Raw genomic sequence first — 17,640 nt, 5'->3', positions numbered from 1 at the left:
GCAAATATTCAGCCACCCAAACTGCTCAGTAGGAAGCAATTGTTGAAAAGATCGATGCAGTTTGGGCTGTAACTCGGGCCGTTTCGTAAGGCCGGTTGAGTTAAATCATGGTGACTGATCTGAGGTTTTTTGAGCGTTCCAGTCGTGAATAAAGCTTTTGGCGGATTAGAAAGATTGGGCATCGTACGAGAAATTACCGGCAAACAGCGTGGACGCGTTTTTGCCTACCAGGCATTTCTGGATATTTTGGATGAAGGTATGTGTGTCAGCTCATAAAAGAATCACGATTTGCTTGTGTTGTTTTAGGGATTGACCATACAGATCAATCCCTAAAAGGCAAGAGGCATCAGGCAGCTTCAGGTCGCCGTTTCGCCCACTTTCCGACGCCTTGTGCCAGTAGCACTAAAGCGGTAGAAATCAGAATCATGACAATTCCAAGCGCTGATAGTTTGCCCCAGAGACCATCGTCCGCAAAATCCAAAATACGTACCGCCAGAACTTCAGTGCCGGGTCGTGATAGAACGACCGAGACCGTTAGTTCACGCATGAACATCGTGGCCATCAAGATCCAGGCAGAGATTAGTCCTGGCAAGATGATGGGAGCAATGATGCGACGCATGGTGGTGAGCATGCTGGCACCGCAGACTAGAGAAGACTCCTCAAGGTGAGCGTGCACCTGCACAAAAGCACTGGCCAGTGGGCGCACACCATAGGGTAGATAAGCAGCGATATAGGCCAAGAGCAATGCGGTCAATGTGGCATACAGCGGTGTTTGCACAAAGAACCACATAAACCCAATCCCGATCACAATACCCGGAAATGAGAAGGCCAAAAAGGTCAGAGTTTCCAGAATCGTGGAAGCTGCTGTGCGCACTTTGACACTGACGTACGCCACAAAGAGCGAAAGTAAAACACCCAAGGTCGCACCAACGACTGCCAAGAAAACACTGTTTTTCAGGGCTTGCCATGTCACTTCATCGTCAAACATCGTTGTCCAGTGCTGCAGACTCATGAGCGACCAGGCTTTGGGGCCAGGCACCATGGCATAAGGGATTAGTGATGTGTAGAGTAACTGTGCTACCGGAATCACAATCATCACAAAACTCAGAATAGCCATAATGAAGAGCAACGGTAGTCTGGCGCCTTTGAGATGGATGACACCGGGCTTAAAGCCACGACCAGAGATTGTCACAAATTTGCCACTTTCGGCTGTGAGGGCACGGTACACAACGATTAAAACAATCGCGGCTGACAACACACTCATACCCAATGCCGCAGCCTGACCATAATCGGGTGCAAAACCGGTTGAAATCATTTCAAATAAGTAAGTCGCCAAGACGTCCACATCGCCAGGTGTTCCTAGCACTCTGGGGACTGCATAAGCAGCCAGAACGCGAACAACACTCAGAATAAAGGCGGCTAAGAGCGCAGGTCTTAAAATCGGCAATGTGACGCGAAATAGGGTTTTCATGACACCAGCGCCACTGACGCGGGAAGCCTCTTCAAGTGCGCTGTCAAAAGAGCTTAACGCGGGCGCAATAATGAGATACGCGACAGGCATGTTGAGTAAGCCTTCAACAAAAATCATGCCGGTCAGTGAGTAGACGTTAAAAGCAACGTTTTCAAGACCAGGGATGAGTTGAATGGCTTGATTCAGTACCCCGTTACTGGGGTTGAGTAACAAAGCCCAGGCTGCCGCAAACAACACGTGCGGGATCATCATCGGCACAATCGACAAGATCACAAACAGTGGTTTGAAAGGAATGTCGGTGCGGATGTTGAGATATGCCAGAAACAGTGCCAAAAGGGTCGCAAAAAGCGAAGATCCCACCACAAAGATGAGCGTGTTCACCACGACATCGAGCAAATACGGGTCGGAATAAGCTTCAACATACTTATCCACCGTAAAGGATCCGAACGAGGTTAATCCTTCAGAGAAACTTCCTAAAAGCAGCATCACAACCGGTGTCAGTGTGAGTGCTGCCACAATCAGAATAAGCAGGGCCGTTAGGCGCGGATGGTTACGGTTCATGTCTGAAAGCGTTCCTAACGTGAAAGCAGCAGGCAGTGTCGGGGTGCGACCGCTAGTTCAACCGTGTCGTTGAGTGCGGGATTGGACTCAGGATCAAGGCTCGCAATCAGGGAAACTTCACCGATGCGGATGTTGGCTTCAAAGACCTCACCCACAAACTCAAGCTCATCCAATGAGCCTGTTAATTTATTGGTGTCGGATTCGGCCAATTGAGCACGATATAAACGAATCATTTCTGGACGAATACATAAAGTTGTTTCTGTGCCCAGCGCGAGATCTGAACCCGTTGCACAAGCCACTTCACCCATGCCAGTGGAGACGATGGTGAGGCCATTCTCGTGACGTAAGACAGTGGCAGGGATTTCATTGGCGCGACCAATAAAATCAGCCACGTAGCGACTTTGTGCTTTGAAATAGATGTCTTGAGGTTCACCGGTTTCGACAATTTGCCCTGCTTTGAGTACCGCAATGCGATCTGAGAGTGCGAGTGCTTCGACTCGATCGTGCGTGACGTAAATAGCGGTCATGTTCAATCGCGACAAGAACTTTTTAAGATCTTTACGCGTTTCTTCACGCAGCTTGGCATCTAGGTTTGAGAGCGGTTCATCAAACAGAATCACTTTGGGTTCACCCACAAGTGCGCGTGCGAGCGCAACGCGTTGTTGCTGTCCGCCTGAAAGGTGAGGTGCAGGACGATTGCCCAAGCCTTCCAGTTGCACGAACTTTAAAACCGCATCAACTTTTTCTCGGATGGTTTCTTTGGCAACACCAGCAACTTGAAGTGGATACGCAATGTTATCAAACACACTCATATGCGGCCAGATGGCATAGGTTTGGAACACCATACCCAAGCCACGTTTTTCAGGGGGAATGAGAATGTTTTTTTCAGCAGACCAGACAATCTGATCGCCAATGCGAATTTCACCGGTATCAGGTTGCTCTAAACCAACGATGCATCGCAGCAAAGTCGTCTTGCCGCAGCCACTAGGGCCCAAAAGTGTGTAGATACTATTGGCTGGAATCGTCAGGTTGATGTTGTTCAGTGCCTGAAAGCTTTTGCTGCCAGTGCCGTAAGTTTTGCTAAGCCCAGAAATCTGGATTTCCATAGTGGCAATTCGCCCATAAAATGCCCAAACCTGATCTAGGCTTGGGCTGATGATTAAATTGAAGCAGCCCATGAAATGGGCTGCGAATGGGTTGTGTCAACGAACGTTAATTCTAATCTTTTCGCTTAACGACCTGAAAAAATGGTTTTGAATTCCCGACCCCATTTCTTCAGTTCTTTGTCTGACAGATCACGAGCAGGTTTTACTTCGACTTTATCAATGCCTGGGATGTTCGGGAAGACACCTGGTGCCAGAACATATTCACCGACTTTGGATGCCAGAATTTGCATCGCTTCTTTGCTGAGCCAGAAATCCATGAAAGCACGTGCTGCTGCGGGGTGAGGTGCGGATTCTGTGACTGCGATGGCGCGAGCAGCACCGAACAGTGGCCCTTCTTTAGGTCCCCAACCCAGGGGGGCAGGGGCTTTGGTCACAATGTATTTGGGCATTGAGATGGCGACAAGTTTTTCACCGCTTTCAATGGGCGCGGGTGTGGGACCAAAGGAAGCCACAAACATGGGTTTGTTGGCTGCCAACGCTTTGACGTACGCCATCCAATCGTCTTCGGTTTTGAAGTATTGTTCTTTGAGTGCGATCAACCAAGCGATGGTTGAAGCATGGGTCGCAGGATCTGCCATGACGATCTTGTCACGCCACTTTGGATTACCCAGATCTGCATAGTTTTGAGGTACGTCTTCAGATTTCACCAAATCGGTGTTGTAAAGGTATGAAACGTACTCGATACCAAACGATGTGTACAAATCATTGCTGGTTGCCCAAGCTGGGTAGTCTTTGGCAGCTGGTGATGTGTAAGGTGCGAGAATTTTGTTTTTCGCGAGCATCTCAACCATGGGTAAGGGCGACTGCACCACATCAGCTAAAAGCTTGCCAGCCTGTGCTTCGGTCAGAATGGTGGGGATAAATTTCGAGCTGGAAATGCGGGTGTATAAACCTTTAATCCCTGTATCTTGCTGAAAGGCTGCCATGACAGGCTCAACGGCCGTGATGTTGGCATAAAAAACAGCTTCGCCTTCAGCTTTGGCTTTTTGCAGATCATTGGCTAAAGCGACCTGCATCCATGCAGGCACTGCGGTGAGGGCGCCTGCACCGGCTGTCATGGCCAGAAAGCGTCTGCGATCCAGTGAGCTCATCATCATTCTCCCTATGTAGTTGAGCGTTTTCGGTTCTGATATTCAGAAAGTTGACTGATAAAAACGTGCGTTTGAACTGCTTTATAGACTTTGTTTAACTTGATCTTGGCGCTAGCGTACCATTGAAACCAGTTCCTGGGATCGGCAACAACCCCAAGCTGGTTTCGTTAAAAAGTACGGAGTTTGAATACTGATCTAGCAACGGCTTGTCAGAAGGGTGAGTGCTTGTTGCGTGATGTCATTCATAATCGTTTCGACACTGTCGATACGATGGATCAAGCCAGCTGCCTCCCCAAAAAATACGCCAGCGTTCTCTGTATCTCCTTGACTTGAAGCTTCTATATAGGCGGGTGTCAATGTTTCAAGTTGCTCGCGCATGGCGTTTTCTTGTCCATGCCAGCGTCGGGTAAAGGCGTTGTGGCGAACACGCACAGTGAACTCTTCGGGCCAGTCTAGAGATCTCACGACATCGGGCACTGTGGTGCGAATCGTGCCATCACCATCGGTTTCAAGAATGGACTGATGATGATTTGGATGCACCAAGGACTCTTTTGAAGCCCAAAAACGGGTGCCGATGAGGACACCATGCGCACCTAACATTAGGCTTGCCGCCAGTCCACGCCCATCGGCAATGCCACCGGCACTGACTAGGACCGTGTTTGGTGCATGCGCTTGTAGGTAGTCAGCGGCTTCGGGGATGAAGGTCATCAAACTGCGCAATGAACCGTGTCCACCTGCTTCCGTTCCTTGTGCAACGACGACATCAGCCCCGGCTTCAACGGCTTGCGCAACATGGGCAATGGTTTGGCACTGACAGATGAGCTTTGTGTTTGCAGCCTTAATTTCTTGCGAAAAAGGTCTGGGGTCACCAAATGACAGCATGATGGCAACCGGTTTGTATTGAAGGATTCGCGTGAGTAGCTCGGGCTTTTTAGACAATGACCAAGTGATAAATCCCACGGCAAATGGTTCATCGCTGGCGAGTTTGATTTCTTCTTCTAACCAACTGGTGTCGCCATATCCTCCGCCAATGATGCCTAGACCACCTTGACGACTGACTTCAGCAGCGAGTTTGCCGCCTGCTGCAAAGGCCATGGGGGCAGATAGTATGGGGGTACTCAGACCAAACATCGTGGTGAGTGGAGTTTGCAAAGCAGCTGTGGGTGTTGTTTTGTGGTTCATTGGCGTCATCATAGGGCAAACGGTCAACAAAAAAAGTTTTTGTGCAGCTATCTGAGCATACACGGGATGCTTCCCTACTTGTATCCCCTTTGCTGTTGCGGTTAAGTCACGTTTGTGACTTCAATGCTAACAAGCCTTTCGTGATAGGTTTGCCTAGCTGGTCAAGGATTTCTAGGCGTGATTACAATGGAGCCCCGCGCGTTAACAGCTACGCAATCAAACCGTGTCGTTGTTTGCCACTTTCGCCTTGTATCAGATGTCTGTATATCTGGATCTGGGTTTGTATGAAATTCGGACTGCCTGTGGCTTATTTATAAGCCCTAGGAGTGCGAGCATTTGGAATGATTTTGTGAAATTGATCGTGTATTTTGATAGAAGCCCTGAGACAAATGGTCCAGGCTTAATGGAATTGTCTCTGGAGGTGAATGTATGGTGATCGACCTAAGTGGGTACTATTCCCTGATTCTGGCTGCCGTCATCATGCTGGTGGGGCATGCCCTTGTGTTCAGAATCAAGTTGCTGTCGAATTACAACATTCCTGAACCGGTGGCCGGCGGTTTGCTGGCAGTTGTACTGTTATTCATCATTAATCTGGTTTTTGGCTGGAGTTTTACATTTGATGCGGATTTGCAAAAAACCTTCATGCTGATGTTTTTTGCATCAATCGGATTGAGTGCGGATTTTGTGCGTCTGAAAGAGGGCGGTAAGCCGCTGGTGATGTTCGTGGCAGTGGTTGCTGTTTTTGTTGTCGCACAAAATATTGTCGGTGTGGGTTTGTCTTCGGCACTGGGTTTACATCCCTTGATGGGATTGGTAACAGGTTCGATTTCATTGACTGGTGGCCATGGGACTGCAGCTGCCTGGGGGCCTTTGCTTGAAAGCAAATACGGTGTGATTGGCGCAACGACTGTGGGTGTGGCCGTGGCGACAGTTGGTCTGGTGATCGGTGGCATGATTGGAGGTCCGGTTGCCAGATATCTGTTGAAGCGACAAGGTCAACAACCTTTGCCAGAAACTGAAGTTCGCACAACGCAGCAAGCCGTTTCCGGCGAACCACGCAAGCAAGGTGAAAGTCAGGAAGATACCGACGTGCAACTGACGTTTGACCGGTTTGACCAACCGCGCCGAATAAATGCGTACTCAGCCATTCAGACCTTGGCGATGTTTGCAGCGTGTCTAGTCGCTTCCGAGTTGATGATGAAATTCACACGAGATACGTGGTTGGAATTGCCGCAATTTATCTGGGCGCTTGGCTGTGGTGTGGTGATTCGTAACATCCTCACGCACGCGTTTTCTTTCAAGATGTTTGATCGCGCCATTGACGTGTTTGGTAGTGCCTCGTTGTCGCTGTTTTTGGTGATGGCGTTACTGACACTGCGTTTGTGGGAACTGGCAGATTTGGCAGGACCCGTGTTAATTATGGTGGCAGTTCAGACCGTGTTCATGGTGTTTTTTGCGATTTTTGTGACGTATCGCATCATGGGCAAAAATTACGACGCCATTGTTTTGTCGGCGGGGCATTGTGGGTTTGGGGTCGGTGCAACACCAACTGCCATTGCCAATATGCAGGCCATTACAGATCGATATGGACCTTCGTATAAAGCGTATCTGATTGTGCCGCTGGTGGGTGCTTTCTTTGTGGATCTGATTAACGCAGCTGTTTTGCAGACGTTTGCCGCGATGTTTGGGTAAAGGAAGCTGCAGTTTAGAAGGAGAAATGCCTTGAAGACGCTGATTCAGGTGGCGCAGTCATTGTCCGATGCGTTAGAGAAAATGACCTGGAGCACGCCAAGCCATGTCTATAACCCCTTGGTGTATGCCTGGGAAAACCATGTCAGCTATCTTCAGGCATTTGGACAGGCGCCGGGGCGTCTTTTGTTGGTCGGAATGAACCCAGGCCCGTGGGGGATGGCGCAAACAGGCGTGCCTTTTGGTGATGTTCAAATGGTGCATGACTGGTTTGGATTCAACGGCGCTTTGCGAGAGCCTTTACCGCCAACGCATCCTCGTTATCCGATTCTGGGCATGGACTGCCATCGTAAAGAGGGGAGTGGTCAACGCGTCTGGGGATGGGCGCAGTCCAGATTTGGTTCACCTGAAGTGTTTTTTAAACAAGCGTTTGTCTGGAACTATTGTCCTTTGCTGTTTCTGAAAGACAATAAAAATCTCATCCCAGAAAAGCTCAGTCGCCCCGAGCAAGATGCCTTGCAACAAGCTTGTGATCAGGCTTTGTCGCAAACATTGAGTATTCTTCAGCCTTCACGGCTAGTGGGTATCGGGCGGTATGCGCAAGCCAGATTACAAACCGTGGCTGGTCCACAGCAGACTGTCGAGTATCTTTTACATCCTAGTCCGGCCAATCCCATAGCGAATAGGCATTGGGATGAATATGCAGATGCTTTGTTTGGTTTAAATCCAAATGGGTCAGATGGCATCTGAAGTCTTTAGGCAGAAGTGAGTTCATTGCTTCAGCCCCAATGAATTGCGCAGATTATCCAGTTTACTACGACTCCCACAGAGGTCATCCTGCTGTCTATCATGACCGAGTTGATTAAACCGAAGTCATTAAAAAATCGGTCAACTTGCTTTTCTAATCTGAGAGCGATATTCGAGTAGAGGAGACTTACTTGTGAGAATTACCAGAAACTTATCGGCTATTTCTGCCGCTCTGTGCTGTAGTTTGGCTGCAGCACTGACACCCACAACCTCAGCCTTGGCAGCTGATAAGGACTATCCACAAAAGCCTGTCATGTTGGTTGTGTCATATCCTGCTGGCGGAAGCGTGGATGCGGCAGCTCGTATTTTGCAAGAACCATTGGGTAAAGCATTGGGTCAGCCGATTGTTGTCGAGAATCGGGGTGGTGCGGGTGGCACGATTGCAACTCGCCATGTCGCGACTTCGAAACCTGATGGTTATACCGTTCTAATTACGTTGTCTTCGCACACAATCAATCCAGCTGTGTATGACAATTTACCGTTTGATACGCAGACTGACTTTAAACCGGTGTCGCTGGTGGCATCTGCGCCTCAAGTTTTAGTTGCGCATCCATCATTTAAACCTTCGACGTTAAAAGAACTGCTGGAGTATGCAGAACAGTCACCCGATCCTGTGCCTTATGGTTCAGCCGGCATTGGATCTCCAAGTCATATCGCTGGTGAACTCCTCAGTCAGAAAGCCAATACAACGAAGTTGATGCACGTGCCTTATCGGGGTGGTGGACCGGCCACGGTGGATGTCGTGAGTGGGCAAATTCCGTTGTTATGGGTCTCTCTACCGTCGGTTGCTTCATTTATCAAATCTGGCGATCTGAAAGCTATTGCGGTTTCAACTAAGGACCGCACACCCATCATGCCGGATATTCCTGCAGCCTCAGAAACGATTGACGACTTTAACGTGGATTCTTGGTATGCCATGTTTGTTCCAGTCAAAACGCCATCAGAGGTTGTGGATACTTTGTACGAAGCCATTGTGATTGCGTCTAAAGATCCGAAGGTGAATGAAGCACTGGCCGCTCAAGGTGCAGTCGCTGTAGGCACAACGCCTGCCGAGCTTGGTGAGATCGTCAAAAAAGAAATTGCCGACTGGAAGGTTTTAGCAGAACAAGCCAACATCAAGATTAAGTAATTTCGAGCGTAATGATTGAGCAAACCGCTTGCGCAACCTCGTTCATTCATGTGTGAGTCAAGCAAGCGAGTTGGTTTTTAACTTATTAGCGGCTTTGGCCGTTCCGAATGATTTTTCGCTAAGAGGGGCGTTTTGCTCACAAGTTTCCATGAATACGCTTTGAAGGTGCTCTGGCATTTCTTTCGTTAAAGTTTTTGTCTGTATTTCGTGATAAAGACTAGCTGTGTATGATTCTTATAAAGACATGATTTAACTGCTTTCTAGTTACATATTCTCTCTTAAGGGTTGATTGAGTGGTATGCAATATTTTAGTAAAATAATGCGGATGAATCAGCTAGAGAAAGAGGATCATGCTTGTTGGTATCAAACTTCACGCCCATCCAACGCCTGAGCAAAAGAAAGTGCTTAGCCAATGGATGGGTTGCGCGCGTTTGATCTGGAATGCAAAAGTGGATGAAGAGCTATATCACCGCACTTTTGCGAACAAGTATTATCCAATAGGGACTTACGCCCCGATTGATAAAAAGGCAGCTCACTTCAAGTCGAAAGAGCTCACGCCTTGGCTCTATGACTGCCCTAGCCAAATCATTCGAAATAGTGCAACCAATTGGTGCAATACTTATTTCAATTTTATGAAAGGCTTGTGCGGCAGGCCCAAAAGAAAGCCAAAATCAGACAGGGGTAGCATCCACCTCACAAGAGAGCTATTTCGTTTTGAGCACTGCTCCGACGGGAATATTCGTCTTTTCATTGGCTCAAAGACCAATAACATTGGTTACCTGTCATTTAAAAAGCATGCCAATTTCAACACCCCTAGATCCATCTACATCCGTAAAGAAAGAGGACGTTACAGCATTTCCTTTTGCTATGAGGATGGCTTTGATGGGGCTGGTTTAAAAACCAATCAACAGCATTTGAATGATCTACGTGATGAGTCTGACGAGTATTTAGAGCAAAACACCATCGGCATTGATCGAGGTGTTGCGATTCCTGTCCAAGCCGGCGAAAAGTCGTTTGATTACAGCGAAGGGCAAAAGAAAAACCTAAGCGAGTCTGAACGATATATAAAGCGGCTACAGCGTAGGCTCTCTAGGCAAACGAAAGGCTCGAACCACAGAAACGAAACGAAGTCTAAGCTCTCAAAGTCTCAGGCTAAGAAAGCCAATATCCGCAATGACTTTGCGCATCAAACGAGTAGAGCCATTGTCGATGGAAAAGAAACAGTGATTGTGCTAGAGGACTTAAAAATTTCTAACATGACTCGCAGACCAGCCCCTCAGCAAAATGAAGCCGGTCAATATCTGCCGAATCATGCCAGTCAAAAAGCAGGCTTAAATCAGGCGATCTTAAACGTCGGCTGGCATCAAATAGAAGTCTGCATTAGTTACAAAGCGCACAAAGAAGGTAAAGCAGTTTTTAAAGTGGCTCCCCATTACACCAGTCAGGAGTGCGCCCAGTGCGGCTACACTCACCCAGACAACCGTAAGACTCAGTCAAAGTTTCAATGCGGTCAATGTGAACATGCTGACAATGCCGATCAAAACGCATCGATGGTGATCAAGAAAAGAGCAATCAGGTTAATTAAGGACACTGGAACGGTGTTGTCAGAGAAAGGGGTTCTAATGCCGTTCTCTGATACTGGGCGTGGAGGAAAGCGTCAGACTAACAAAGCGAAAAGCAATGTTAGCCGCATCCAAAGAAGCGTCAAAAAAGAAAAAATAGCAGCCTAGCTGTTGTTTTGGAAGCTCGTTGCTTTAGCGGCGAGTAGTTCACGGACGACTGGTATGGGATGTTCCTTCACCAGTCAATACTCAGATGCTTATCTCTTGTCCGAAGAGATGGCTTATTTCTTAAAAAATGCTCGAATAATGCTTTGAATGATCTGCCGCGTAAAGCTTGAACCGAGTGTGCGCGCAGCCGATTTCATCAAGGCTTCGGATGGGCTTTCACGGGACGCGGGTGCACGTTTAGTAGCGGTAGTGCGCTGTTGTTTGGCCAGTGCCTGATCACGCTTCTCTTGGGCTTTTCTTTCAAGTTCTAGCGCTTTTTGTTTTTCTGCTTCTTCTTGCTCACGCTGTGCGTTTTGTTGTTCAAGCGCGCGCTGTTTGTCGATCAAGGCTTTAGCGGTTTCACGCTGAGTCACGGTTTCGTAAACAGCCTTCAACGGAGATTTGTCTAAAATCTCTTGTCGGCGCGTGTCATCCAAAGGTCCAATTTGTGAGCCCGGTGGCGCAACCAACGTGCGTTCCACCATGGTGGGCACACCTTTGCGATCCAGCGTTGAAATGAGCGCTTCACCGACGCCTAGCTCAGAAATGACGGTTTCTGTATTGAAGTTTGGGTTATCCCGGAAAGTTTGCGCCGCCGCTTTAAGCGCTTTGCGGTCTTGTGGCGTAAAGGCACGCAATGCATGTTGCACCCGATTTCCCAGCTGTCCGAGGACTTCATTGGGGACGTCATCCGGGTACTGCGACACAAAGAAGACACCAACACCGCGAGAGCGAATCAGACGCACAATTTGTGTGATGGTCTCGACCAATGCTTTGGGTGCCTTGTTAAAGAGCAAGTGCGCTTCGTCAAAGAAAAACACCAGCAGTGGTTTGTCTGCATCGCCACGCTCCGGCAGCTTTTGCATCAAAGTGGACAGCATCCAGAGTAGGAAAGTGGCATAAATCCGTGGCGAATGAAACAAGGTGGTGGCATCGAGCACGTTCACCACACCACGTCCAGAATAGTCATGCTGAATTAGATGTTGAATCTGAAAACTGGGTTCCGCAAAAAACACATCACCACCGGCTTGCTCCAAAACCAATAAGCGTCTCAAGATGGCTGTGGTGGTGGCTGTGGCGATGCGACCATATCGACGTTCAAGCTCATTGGCGTGATCTCCAATCCAGTTGAGCATGGCCCGTAGATCTTCCAATGACACTAAAGGCAGAGACTGATTTTCTGCAACTTTAAAAGCAATCTGTAAAACACCTTCCTGTGTTTCATTTAACTCCAGAAGGTTTGCAAGTAACGTGGCGCCCATTTCGGTCACAGTCGTTCTGACGGGCAAGCCTTTCTCACCATAGACATCCCAAAATGCCGTTGGACACCCCTCGAAACTAGGCATTTCCATGCCGATGAACTCAATGCGCTCATCAATTTTTTTGTTAGAAACACCTGCTGCGGCAATGCCGCTCAGATCGCCTTTAACGTCTGCACTAAAGACAGGCACGCCCATTTTGGAAAAAGATTCCATCATCATTTGCATGGTGACGGTTTTACCGGTTCCGGTCGCACCTGTGATGAGGCCGTGACGGTTTGCCATGCCAGCATTGAGATACACAGGATGTTCACCAGTACCACCGAGCAGGATATCGTTTTCTTTCATTGTCTGTTTTAAATGAGAAGTGCAGAGGTCTGATCTGTCTAGTCAGGCTTTCAGTTTGGACGTTTATGTGGTTTAAATAACTTTTTCACTCAACTTAACAATTAAACGTCAACCTGCCATTGTGACAAATATATGCATAGAATTTCAAAAAGGAGATGTACAAAACTGAGATTTTTTGGGTTTGGGCGATTTTATGCGACGGTTTGATCATCGTTCGATGACGTGTGTGTTTGTAGCGTGTTTGTAAGGCTTCTGAGTTTTTTAGTATCCACATCATCTTTGACGATATGCGCCTTGGCGTACGAGTGCGTCGTACACTTTTTGCGTTTCGTCCAAATTGATCGGGAGTTTTAGATGTCATTCGAAGATTTAAGTGCACGTTATGGGATGAGTGCGGCTCACAGTGAAGTGGTTCAGGCGTGTGAACTCGTGAAGCCGTGTAAAACACTGGATATGGGCTGCTCAAACGGTCGCAATGCTTTGTACATGGCGCAACGAGGTTTTGAGGTGACGGGTGTAGATCGCAATGCGCAAGCCATTGAGATGTTGCGTCAAATCGCCGTTCAAGAAGGTTTTGAGGATCTACAAGCCCTTGTGTACGACATTAACGAAGCCAATCTGGGCGACGACTTTGATTTAATCGTTTGTACCGTGACGTTGATGTTCCTGGAGCCATCCAACGTGAGCGCCGTGTTGCAGGACATGCAAGCTAAAACACGACCCGGTGGCTACAATCTCATCGTGTGTGCCATGGATACGGCGGAGAATCCATGTCCGATGGGTTTTCCCTTTACATTGGGTTCAGGTGAACTTAAAGAAGCTTATGAAGGCTGGGAATTCATCAAATACAATGAAGACCTTGGCACGATGCACAATGGGGCACGTCTGCAGTTTGCAACCATGCTGGCCCGTAAGCCTGAATAAATGCGTCTGCCGTTTATCGTTCATCTTTTCATCAGTGAGTAAGCATCATGTCTGCGCGCGCCTAACTTGCGTAGGCACGATGATGGTGTAGATTTTTACTTCAATTTTTTGCAAATTTTTTTCTAGATTTGCTTAATCATATGATGATAAAATGCATGAAATTTAAATGAAAATTCAGGCAAATGACTTTTACTTTTCAAACTTCACAATCTTTGCGTGGCGGGGTTTTGCACTTAGCAAACCAGATCAAACCCGGTCGCGTTTATCGGCGTGAGGATCTAGCGCATCACTCCACAGCTGTCGATAGACATCTACGTGAATTGGTTGCGTGTGGTCGATTAAGGAAACTCGCGCAGGGGATTTATCACTCGCCTAAATCATCTGCGTTCGGACTCCTGCCTCCTGCAGATAATGAGGTTGTGAGGAGTTTTTTGCGGGATGAAAATTTTCTGGTGTTTTCGCCATCTGCCTATAACAGTGTGGGCTTGGGTACAACACAGTTGTATAACCGAACTTTGGTCTATAACCATAAACGCCATGGAATTTTCGCATTTGGTAATCGACGGTTTGACTTTCGTATAAAACCACGCTTTCCTAAAAAGCTAACACCCGAATTTTTGCTTGTTGATTTACTAAACAATTTAGATGAATTGGCGGAAGATCGTGAAGCTATATTGCATAGGGCGCAAATAAAACTTTCGTCTTTTGATGCAGCTCGTCTTCGACAAGCAGTCAAAAATTACGGCAGCATGGTGACACGCAAGCGTTTTCAGGAGTGGTCGTTTGGCTGAGTTTTTACATGATCATCGGGATTTCGATGATCTACTCATGTTGGTTGCTGATGATCACAATATCGATCCCATGTTGGTCGAAAAAGATTACTGGATTATGCACTGCCTGTGGGGGCTTAGATTTCAGGGATTTCAGTTCGAATTAAAAGGTGGAGCCTCATTATCAAAGGGATATGGCGTGATCCATCGGTTTTCAGAAGATATTGATATTCGAATTGAACCGCCCGAAGGTATAGATATAAAAATAGGCCGTAATCATGACAAGCTAGTGCATATAAATTCGCGGCGCACTTACTATGAGAGCCTAGCTAAACGAATTGACATTCCAGGGATTGTCAGCGTAGAGCGTGATGTTGAATTTGATGACGGTAAAATGCGTAGTGCCGGTATCCGGTTAGTTTACAAACCTCGTTTGCCGACTCTTGTTGGTGTAAGGGACGGAGTTTTACTAGAATCCGGATTTGACGATACAGCACCGAATCGTCCAATAACGATTTCATCATAGGCATTAGATTTCGCATTGGATCGAGGTGTTAATGTAATTGACAACCGTGCAATGGATGTACCTTGTTATCTACCAACGTATACCTTTGTTGAGAAGTTACAGACTATCTCTACCAAGTATCGTCAGTTGGATAAATTTAAGATATTTCCAGCTAATTTTTTACGGCATTATTACGATGTGTATTGCTTACTTGAATTGGAAGAGATTCAAGAATTTTTGCAGACACCTGCTTATCAGGCACGTAAGGCGCAACGCTTTCGAGTCAGTGATGAACAAGTTATTGCTCGCAATCCAGCGTTTACCTTAAATAATGGGGAGCAACGTGACCGTTTCGTTGGTGAATATATGAAGACTAAGGATCTTTATTATCGAGGGCAACCTGATTTTGAAGCTTTGTTGGCTCGTATACACCAATATATGGATATCTTGTGAAATGATAGTCTGGGCTCAATAAAATTGGCAGCACAAGTGCCAGAATACTATTTAGTCTCCAAACTTTTCATTTTCCGCATAGATTAAAAAATACCAGGGTCAGAAGTTCATCAAATACAATGAAGATCTTGGCACGATGCACAACGGGGCACGTTTGCAGTTTGCAACCATGCTGGCCCGTAAGCCTGAATAAATGCGTCTGCCGTTAATCGTTCATCTTTTTATCAGTGAGTCATCATCATGTCTGCGCGTGTGTTTGTCGCCTGCAATTTTCCTTCGCAAGTTTTAGAGCCTTTTCAGACACAGTTCGACACAACGTACAACGACACTGGTCGGGTGTTAACGACTGATGAATTGATTGCAGGGGCGCAAGGCGTAGAGGCTTTGGTGGTCACAGCAACTGACCGACTGGATGCGAGTGTAGTGGCGCGCTTGCCTGAATCGATACGAGTTGTTGGGACTTATTCGGTTGGGCAAGAACATTTGGATGTGGAAGCGTTGGGTGCACGAGGAATTGCCGTGTTCAGCACGCCTGATGTGTTGGACGATTCTTGCGCGGATGTGGCGATGTTGCTGATGCTAGGGGCGGCTAGGCGTGCACTTGAAGGGATTGAGCTTTTGCGAAGTGGGCAGTGGACAGGTTGGAGTCCTAGACAACAGATTGGGCACGATGTTTGGGGGCGCCGTTTAGGTATTTTAGGGATGGGACGTATCGGTCGGGCGATTGCACAGCGTGCTCGTGGATTCGGTATGACCATCCATTATCACAACCGAAATAGGCTAGATCCTCAGTTGGAACTCGGAGCGCAATACCATGCAACCACCCATGGAATGGCTGCACAGAGTGATTTTTTTTGTGTCGCATGCCCCTCAACACCCGCCACTCGTCGAATGGTCAATGCCGATCTGATTGCGCATTTACCGCCACAAGCCATCGTTTGCAATATTGCCCGAGGTGACATTATCTGCGATGAGTCTTTGGTGCAGGCACTTGAATCAGGGCATGTCGCTGCTGCGGGGCTCGATGTGTTTGATGGTGAACCTAATGTGCATCCTGCTTATCGTGCCTTGCCTAATGTGTTTGCGTTACCCCATATCGGGAGCAGCACCTGGGGAACCCGACTGGCGATGGCCGACCGGATGTGCCAGAACCTCAAATGGTTTTTTGAAGGTCAGACTTCAGAAGACCGATTGATCTGAATTTGATGGTGTTGTGAGCTTGGGTTCAGGCTGATCTGCTTGTAAGATCTGACGTAGGTTGGCAGGTTGTCCGCCGCTAGTCAATGCTGCTTCAAACCCTTGAAGTTTTGCACGCGTGGTTTCGGGTAAGTTAGGGTGTTTGAGTAGGGTTTTTAAGAGTGCAGGCGTAGCTGCCAGTTCCAAACATAGGGAGCGCGAAATAAAGAGCAGCAGTACGACTAGGCAGGCGCTACTGAGCATAAAGCCCAGCATCCAAACGCCGAACATGCCATCATCAGGATCTAAGTAACCTTGTGCGACTACTTGATACAGCAAATACAAAAGTGGCAACATCAGTAAGACAGTCCACCAACTTTTTGTTAAAACAAACCAAGTGGCAGGCATGTGACGTCTGAGCCAGATTCGAGTTTGTTTGCGAACGGGCGAACTAGTCATGAGTCGTGGCTCCGGATTCAGTGGATGATGCGGGTGTGTTTTCTGTGACATCAGTTGTTTGTGCAGGCTTTGTTTGCAGTTCGCGCATACAAATATCCAGACTGGCAGTGGCATCGTCACGAATTTGTTGCTGCTCTTCAACCGACTGCTTGTTGTGAATGGCATCGAGCTGTTTCGTGGCCTTGGCATAGCAAGGGCTGACGTAACTTAAATCGAAGCGTCGATCGGTGCTGATGTACTGTAAATCAATCGTGGCATTGCGGGCTTGCCACAGTCCAAAGACATGGCGTGAACCATTATCGTGCTCAGGCTCACCGGCTGGTTGTGAAGCGGTGTAATGGCGATCCAAATCATTTGCCATGGCTTGTAGGCCGACGATGTCTCCACGCGATTTTGCGAAGGTGAGTAAAACCGCGGCTACGACGTCTTGTTCGCTGCAAATCAAAGCAAGCCCTAAGAGGCCAGGAATTCCCGTGGCACTGAGCATTTTGGGGCCAGCAGACCAGGCATATCCCCCAAACACAGCGTACGTGTCGTCATCGCCATCTTTGGGGAATTGACTTTGTGCGTAGGTACAAGATGTTTGTCCAATGATCCATCCAAAGGGGGCAGCTAAATCCTGTTTGCCAGATTCTGGAAGTCCAGTTTCAATATGATCTGTGACGAGACGGGCGTCAGGCGAGGCGGGTGCACGCGCTTGCAGTTCGCTAAATCCAGAATAAGCCGTGATGAGTAAATAAATCATCACACCAAACCAAGATAAGGCCGCTAGTGCGGATAGACCCGATAGCAAGGCGACGAGTGAACGTCCTAGTCGTTTGCGAATAGCTGCCATGCGTGGGGCTCCAGTATGAATGAATCCAGAAAAGCTGGGAAATGTA

Annotated in this window: 15 protein-coding genes and 1 pseudogene; 9 read left to right on the top strand and 7 right to left on the bottom strand. The window is 47.8% G+C overall.

Going from position 1 to position 17,640, the window contains the following annotated elements; genetic code table 11:
• Nucleotides 1–144 precede the first annotated feature (144 nt).
• A complete protein-coding gene (locus tag ACOI06_RS13840) occupies nucleotides 145–276 on the top strand; it encodes a hypothetical protein (protein WP_420663187.1) in 132 nt (43 codons plus the stop codon).
• A 70-nt stretch (nucleotides 277–346) separates the two neighbouring features.
• Here ACOI06_RS13840 and ACOI06_RS13835 read toward each other — a convergent pair whose 3' ends face one another.
• The 4 genes from ACOI06_RS13835 to ACOI06_RS13820 all read right to left on the bottom strand — a co-directional run bounded on the left by ACOI06_RS13835 (nucleotide 347) and on the right by ACOI06_RS13820 (nucleotide 5,471).
• Nucleotides 347–2,032, bottom strand: a complete 1,686-nt coding sequence (locus ACOI06_RS13835) for an ABC transporter permease (RefSeq protein ID WP_420663186.1) — start codon at nucleotides 2,030–2,032, stop codon at nucleotides 347–349.
• Nucleotides 2,033–2,046: 14 nt separating this feature from the next.
• Nucleotides 2,047–3,210 carry an ABC transporter ATP-binding protein gene (locus tag ACOI06_RS13830; RefSeq protein WP_420663185.1) on the bottom strand — a complete coding sequence of 388 codons (1,164 nt, stop codon included), beginning with the start codon at nucleotides 3,208–3,210 and terminating at the stop codon, nucleotides 2,047–2,049.
• A gap of 53 nt (nucleotides 3,211–3,263) precedes the next feature.
• Complete coding sequence (locus tag ACOI06_RS13825) at nucleotides 3,264–4,289, bottom strand: ABC transporter substrate-binding protein (protein WP_420663184.1); 1,026 nt, start codon at nucleotides 4,287–4,289, stop codon at nucleotides 3,264–3,266.
• A gap of 195 nt (nucleotides 4,290–4,484) precedes the next feature.
• The gene (locus ACOI06_RS13820) at nucleotides 4,485–5,471 is read right to left on the bottom strand and encodes an NAD(P)H-dependent flavin oxidoreductase (protein ID WP_420663183.1); all 987 of its coding nucleotides are present in this window, start codon (nucleotides 5,469–5,471) and stop codon (nucleotides 4,485–4,487) included.
• A 429-nt stretch (nucleotides 5,472–5,900) separates the two neighbouring features.
• Here ACOI06_RS13820 and gltS point away from each other — a divergent pair, with 429 nt between their 5' ends.
• The 4 genes from gltS (at nucleotide 5,901) to ACOI06_RS13800 (ending at nucleotide 10,826) form a co-directional block, all read left to right on the top strand.
• On the top strand, nucleotides 5,901–7,163 hold the full coding sequence (gene gltS / locus ACOI06_RS13815) for a sodium/glutamate symporter (RefSeq protein WP_420663182.1): 1,263 nt from the start codon (nucleotides 5,901–5,903) through the stop codon (nucleotides 7,161–7,163).
• Nucleotides 7,164–7,193: 30 nt separating this feature from the next.
• Nucleotides 7,194–7,910, top strand: coding sequence for a uracil-DNA glycosylase family protein (locus ACOI06_RS13810; RefSeq protein ID WP_420663181.1), 717 nt, complete (start codon nucleotides 7,194–7,196; stop codon nucleotides 7,908–7,910).
• A 190-nt stretch (nucleotides 7,911–8,100) separates the two neighbouring features.
• Nucleotides 8,101–9,096: a Bug family tripartite tricarboxylate transporter substrate binding protein gene (locus tag ACOI06_RS13805; RefSeq protein ID WP_420663180.1), complete on the top strand. Its 996-nt coding sequence runs from the start codon at nucleotides 8,101–8,103 to the stop codon at nucleotides 9,094–9,096.
• Nucleotides 9,097–9,446: 350 nt separating this feature from the next.
• Nucleotides 9,447–10,826 (top strand): RNA-guided endonuclease InsQ/TnpB family protein, encoded by a 1,380-nt coding sequence (locus ACOI06_RS13800; RefSeq protein WP_420663179.1) that lies wholly within the window; start codon nucleotides 9,447–9,449, stop codon nucleotides 10,824–10,826.
• 113 nt (nucleotides 10,827–10,939) lie between these two features.
• Here ACOI06_RS13800 and ACOI06_RS13795 read toward each other — a convergent pair whose 3' ends face one another.
• Entirely contained in the window at nucleotides 10,940–12,472 is a 1,533-nt protein-coding gene (locus ACOI06_RS13795; RefSeq protein ID WP_420663178.1) for a helicase HerA-like domain-containing protein, read from the bottom strand.
• 354 nt (nucleotides 12,473–12,826) lie between these two features.
• Here ACOI06_RS13795 and tehB point away from each other — a divergent pair, with 354 nt between their 5' ends.
• The 4 genes and pseudogenes from tehB (at nucleotide 12,827) to ACOI06_RS13775 (ending at nucleotide 16,324) form a co-directional block, all read left to right on the top strand.
• Complete coding sequence (gene tehB / locus ACOI06_RS13790) at nucleotides 12,827–13,396, top strand: tellurite resistance methyltransferase TehB (RefSeq protein WP_420663177.1); 570 nt, start codon at nucleotides 12,827–12,829, stop codon at nucleotides 13,394–13,396.
• Nucleotides 13,397–13,578: 182 nt separating this feature from the next.
• Nucleotides 13,579–14,187: a hypothetical protein gene (locus tag ACOI06_RS13785; protein ID WP_420663176.1), complete on the top strand. Its 609-nt coding sequence runs from the start codon at nucleotides 13,579–13,581 to the stop codon at nucleotides 14,185–14,187.
• Between the two features lie 37 nt (nucleotides 14,188–14,224).
• Nucleotides 14,225–15,124, top strand: a pseudogene (locus ACOI06_RS13780) (nucleotidyl transferase AbiEii/AbiGii toxin family protein).
• Between the two features lie 240 nt (nucleotides 15,125–15,364).
• Nucleotides 15,365–16,324, top strand: coding sequence for a 2-hydroxyacid dehydrogenase (locus ACOI06_RS13775; RefSeq protein ID WP_420663175.1), 960 nt, complete (start codon nucleotides 15,365–15,367; stop codon nucleotides 16,322–16,324).
• Here the strand turns inward: ACOI06_RS13775 and ACOI06_RS13770 are convergent.
• Both ACOI06_RS13770 and ACOI06_RS13765 read right to left on the bottom strand, forming a co-directional pair.
• The gene (locus tag ACOI06_RS13770) at nucleotides 16,304–16,759 is read right to left on the bottom strand and encodes a hypothetical protein (protein WP_420663174.1); all 456 of its coding nucleotides are present in this window, start codon (nucleotides 16,757–16,759) and stop codon (nucleotides 16,304–16,306) included. The genes ACOI06_RS13775 and ACOI06_RS13770 overlap by 21 nt on opposite strands.
• Nucleotides 16,752–17,594 (bottom strand): hypothetical protein, encoded by an 843-nt coding sequence (locus ACOI06_RS13765; protein WP_420663173.1) that lies wholly within the window; start codon nucleotides 17,592–17,594, stop codon nucleotides 16,752–16,754. Before ACOI06_RS13765 ends, ACOI06_RS13770 begins: the two co-directional genes overlap by 8 nt.
• Between the last annotated feature and the right edge of the window lie 46 nt (nucleotides 17,595–17,640).

The sequence above is a fragment of the Orrella sp. 11846 genome (genome assembly GCF_048820935.1).
Classification (GTDB): Bacteria; Pseudomonadota; Gammaproteobacteria; order Burkholderiales; family Burkholderiaceae_B; genus Algicoccus.
This window is presented reverse-complemented; position numbering and strand designations above follow the sequence as displayed.

What these genes read in the sequence shown, in the direction of transcription:
- ACOI06_RS13835 (WP_420663186.1), bottom strand. Translation starts at nt 2,032, where the DNA reads ATGAACCGTAACCATCCGCGCCTAACGGCCCTGCTTATTCTGATTGTG.
- ACOI06_RS13830 (WP_420663185.1), bottom strand. Translation starts at nt 3,210, where the DNA reads ATGGGCTGCTTCAATTTAATCATCAGCCCAAGCCTAGATCAGGTTTGG.
- ACOI06_RS13825 (WP_420663184.1), bottom strand. Translation starts at nt 4,289, where the DNA reads ATGAGCTCACTGGATCGCAGACGCTTTCTGGCCATGACAGCCGGTGCA.
- ACOI06_RS13820 (WP_420663183.1), bottom strand. Translation starts at nt 5,471, where the DNA reads ATGAACCACAAAACAACACCCACAGCTGCTTTGCAAACTCCACTCACC.
- gltS (WP_420663182.1), top strand. Translation starts at nt 5,901, where the DNA reads ATGGTGATCGACCTAAGTGGGTACTATTCCCTGATTCTGGCTGCCGTC.
- ACOI06_RS13800 (WP_420663179.1), top strand. Translation starts at nt 9,447, where the DNA reads ATGCTTGTTGGTATCAAACTTCACGCCCATCCAACGCCTGAGCAAAAG.
- ACOI06_RS13795 (WP_420663178.1), bottom strand. Translation starts at nt 12,472, where the DNA reads ATGAAAGAAAACGATATCCTGCTCGGTGGTACTGGTGAACATCCTGTG.
- tehB (WP_420663177.1), top strand. Translation starts at nt 12,827, where the DNA reads ATGTCATTCGAAGATTTAAGTGCACGTTATGGGATGAGTGCGGCTCAC.
- ACOI06_RS13785 (WP_420663176.1), top strand. Translation starts at nt 13,579, where the DNA reads ATGACTTTTACTTTTCAAACTTCACAATCTTTGCGTGGCGGGGTTTTG.
- ACOI06_RS13775 (WP_420663175.1), top strand. Translation starts at nt 15,365, where the DNA reads ATGTCTGCGCGTGTGTTTGTCGCCTGCAATTTTCCTTCGCAAGTTTTA.
- ACOI06_RS13770 (WP_420663174.1), bottom strand. Translation starts at nt 16,759, where the DNA reads ATGACTAGTTCGCCCGTTCGCAAACAAACTCGAATCTGGCTCAGACGT.
- ACOI06_RS13765 (WP_420663173.1), bottom strand. Translation starts at nt 17,594, where the DNA reads ATGGCAGCTATTCGCAAACGACTAGGACGTTCACTCGTCGCCTTGCTA.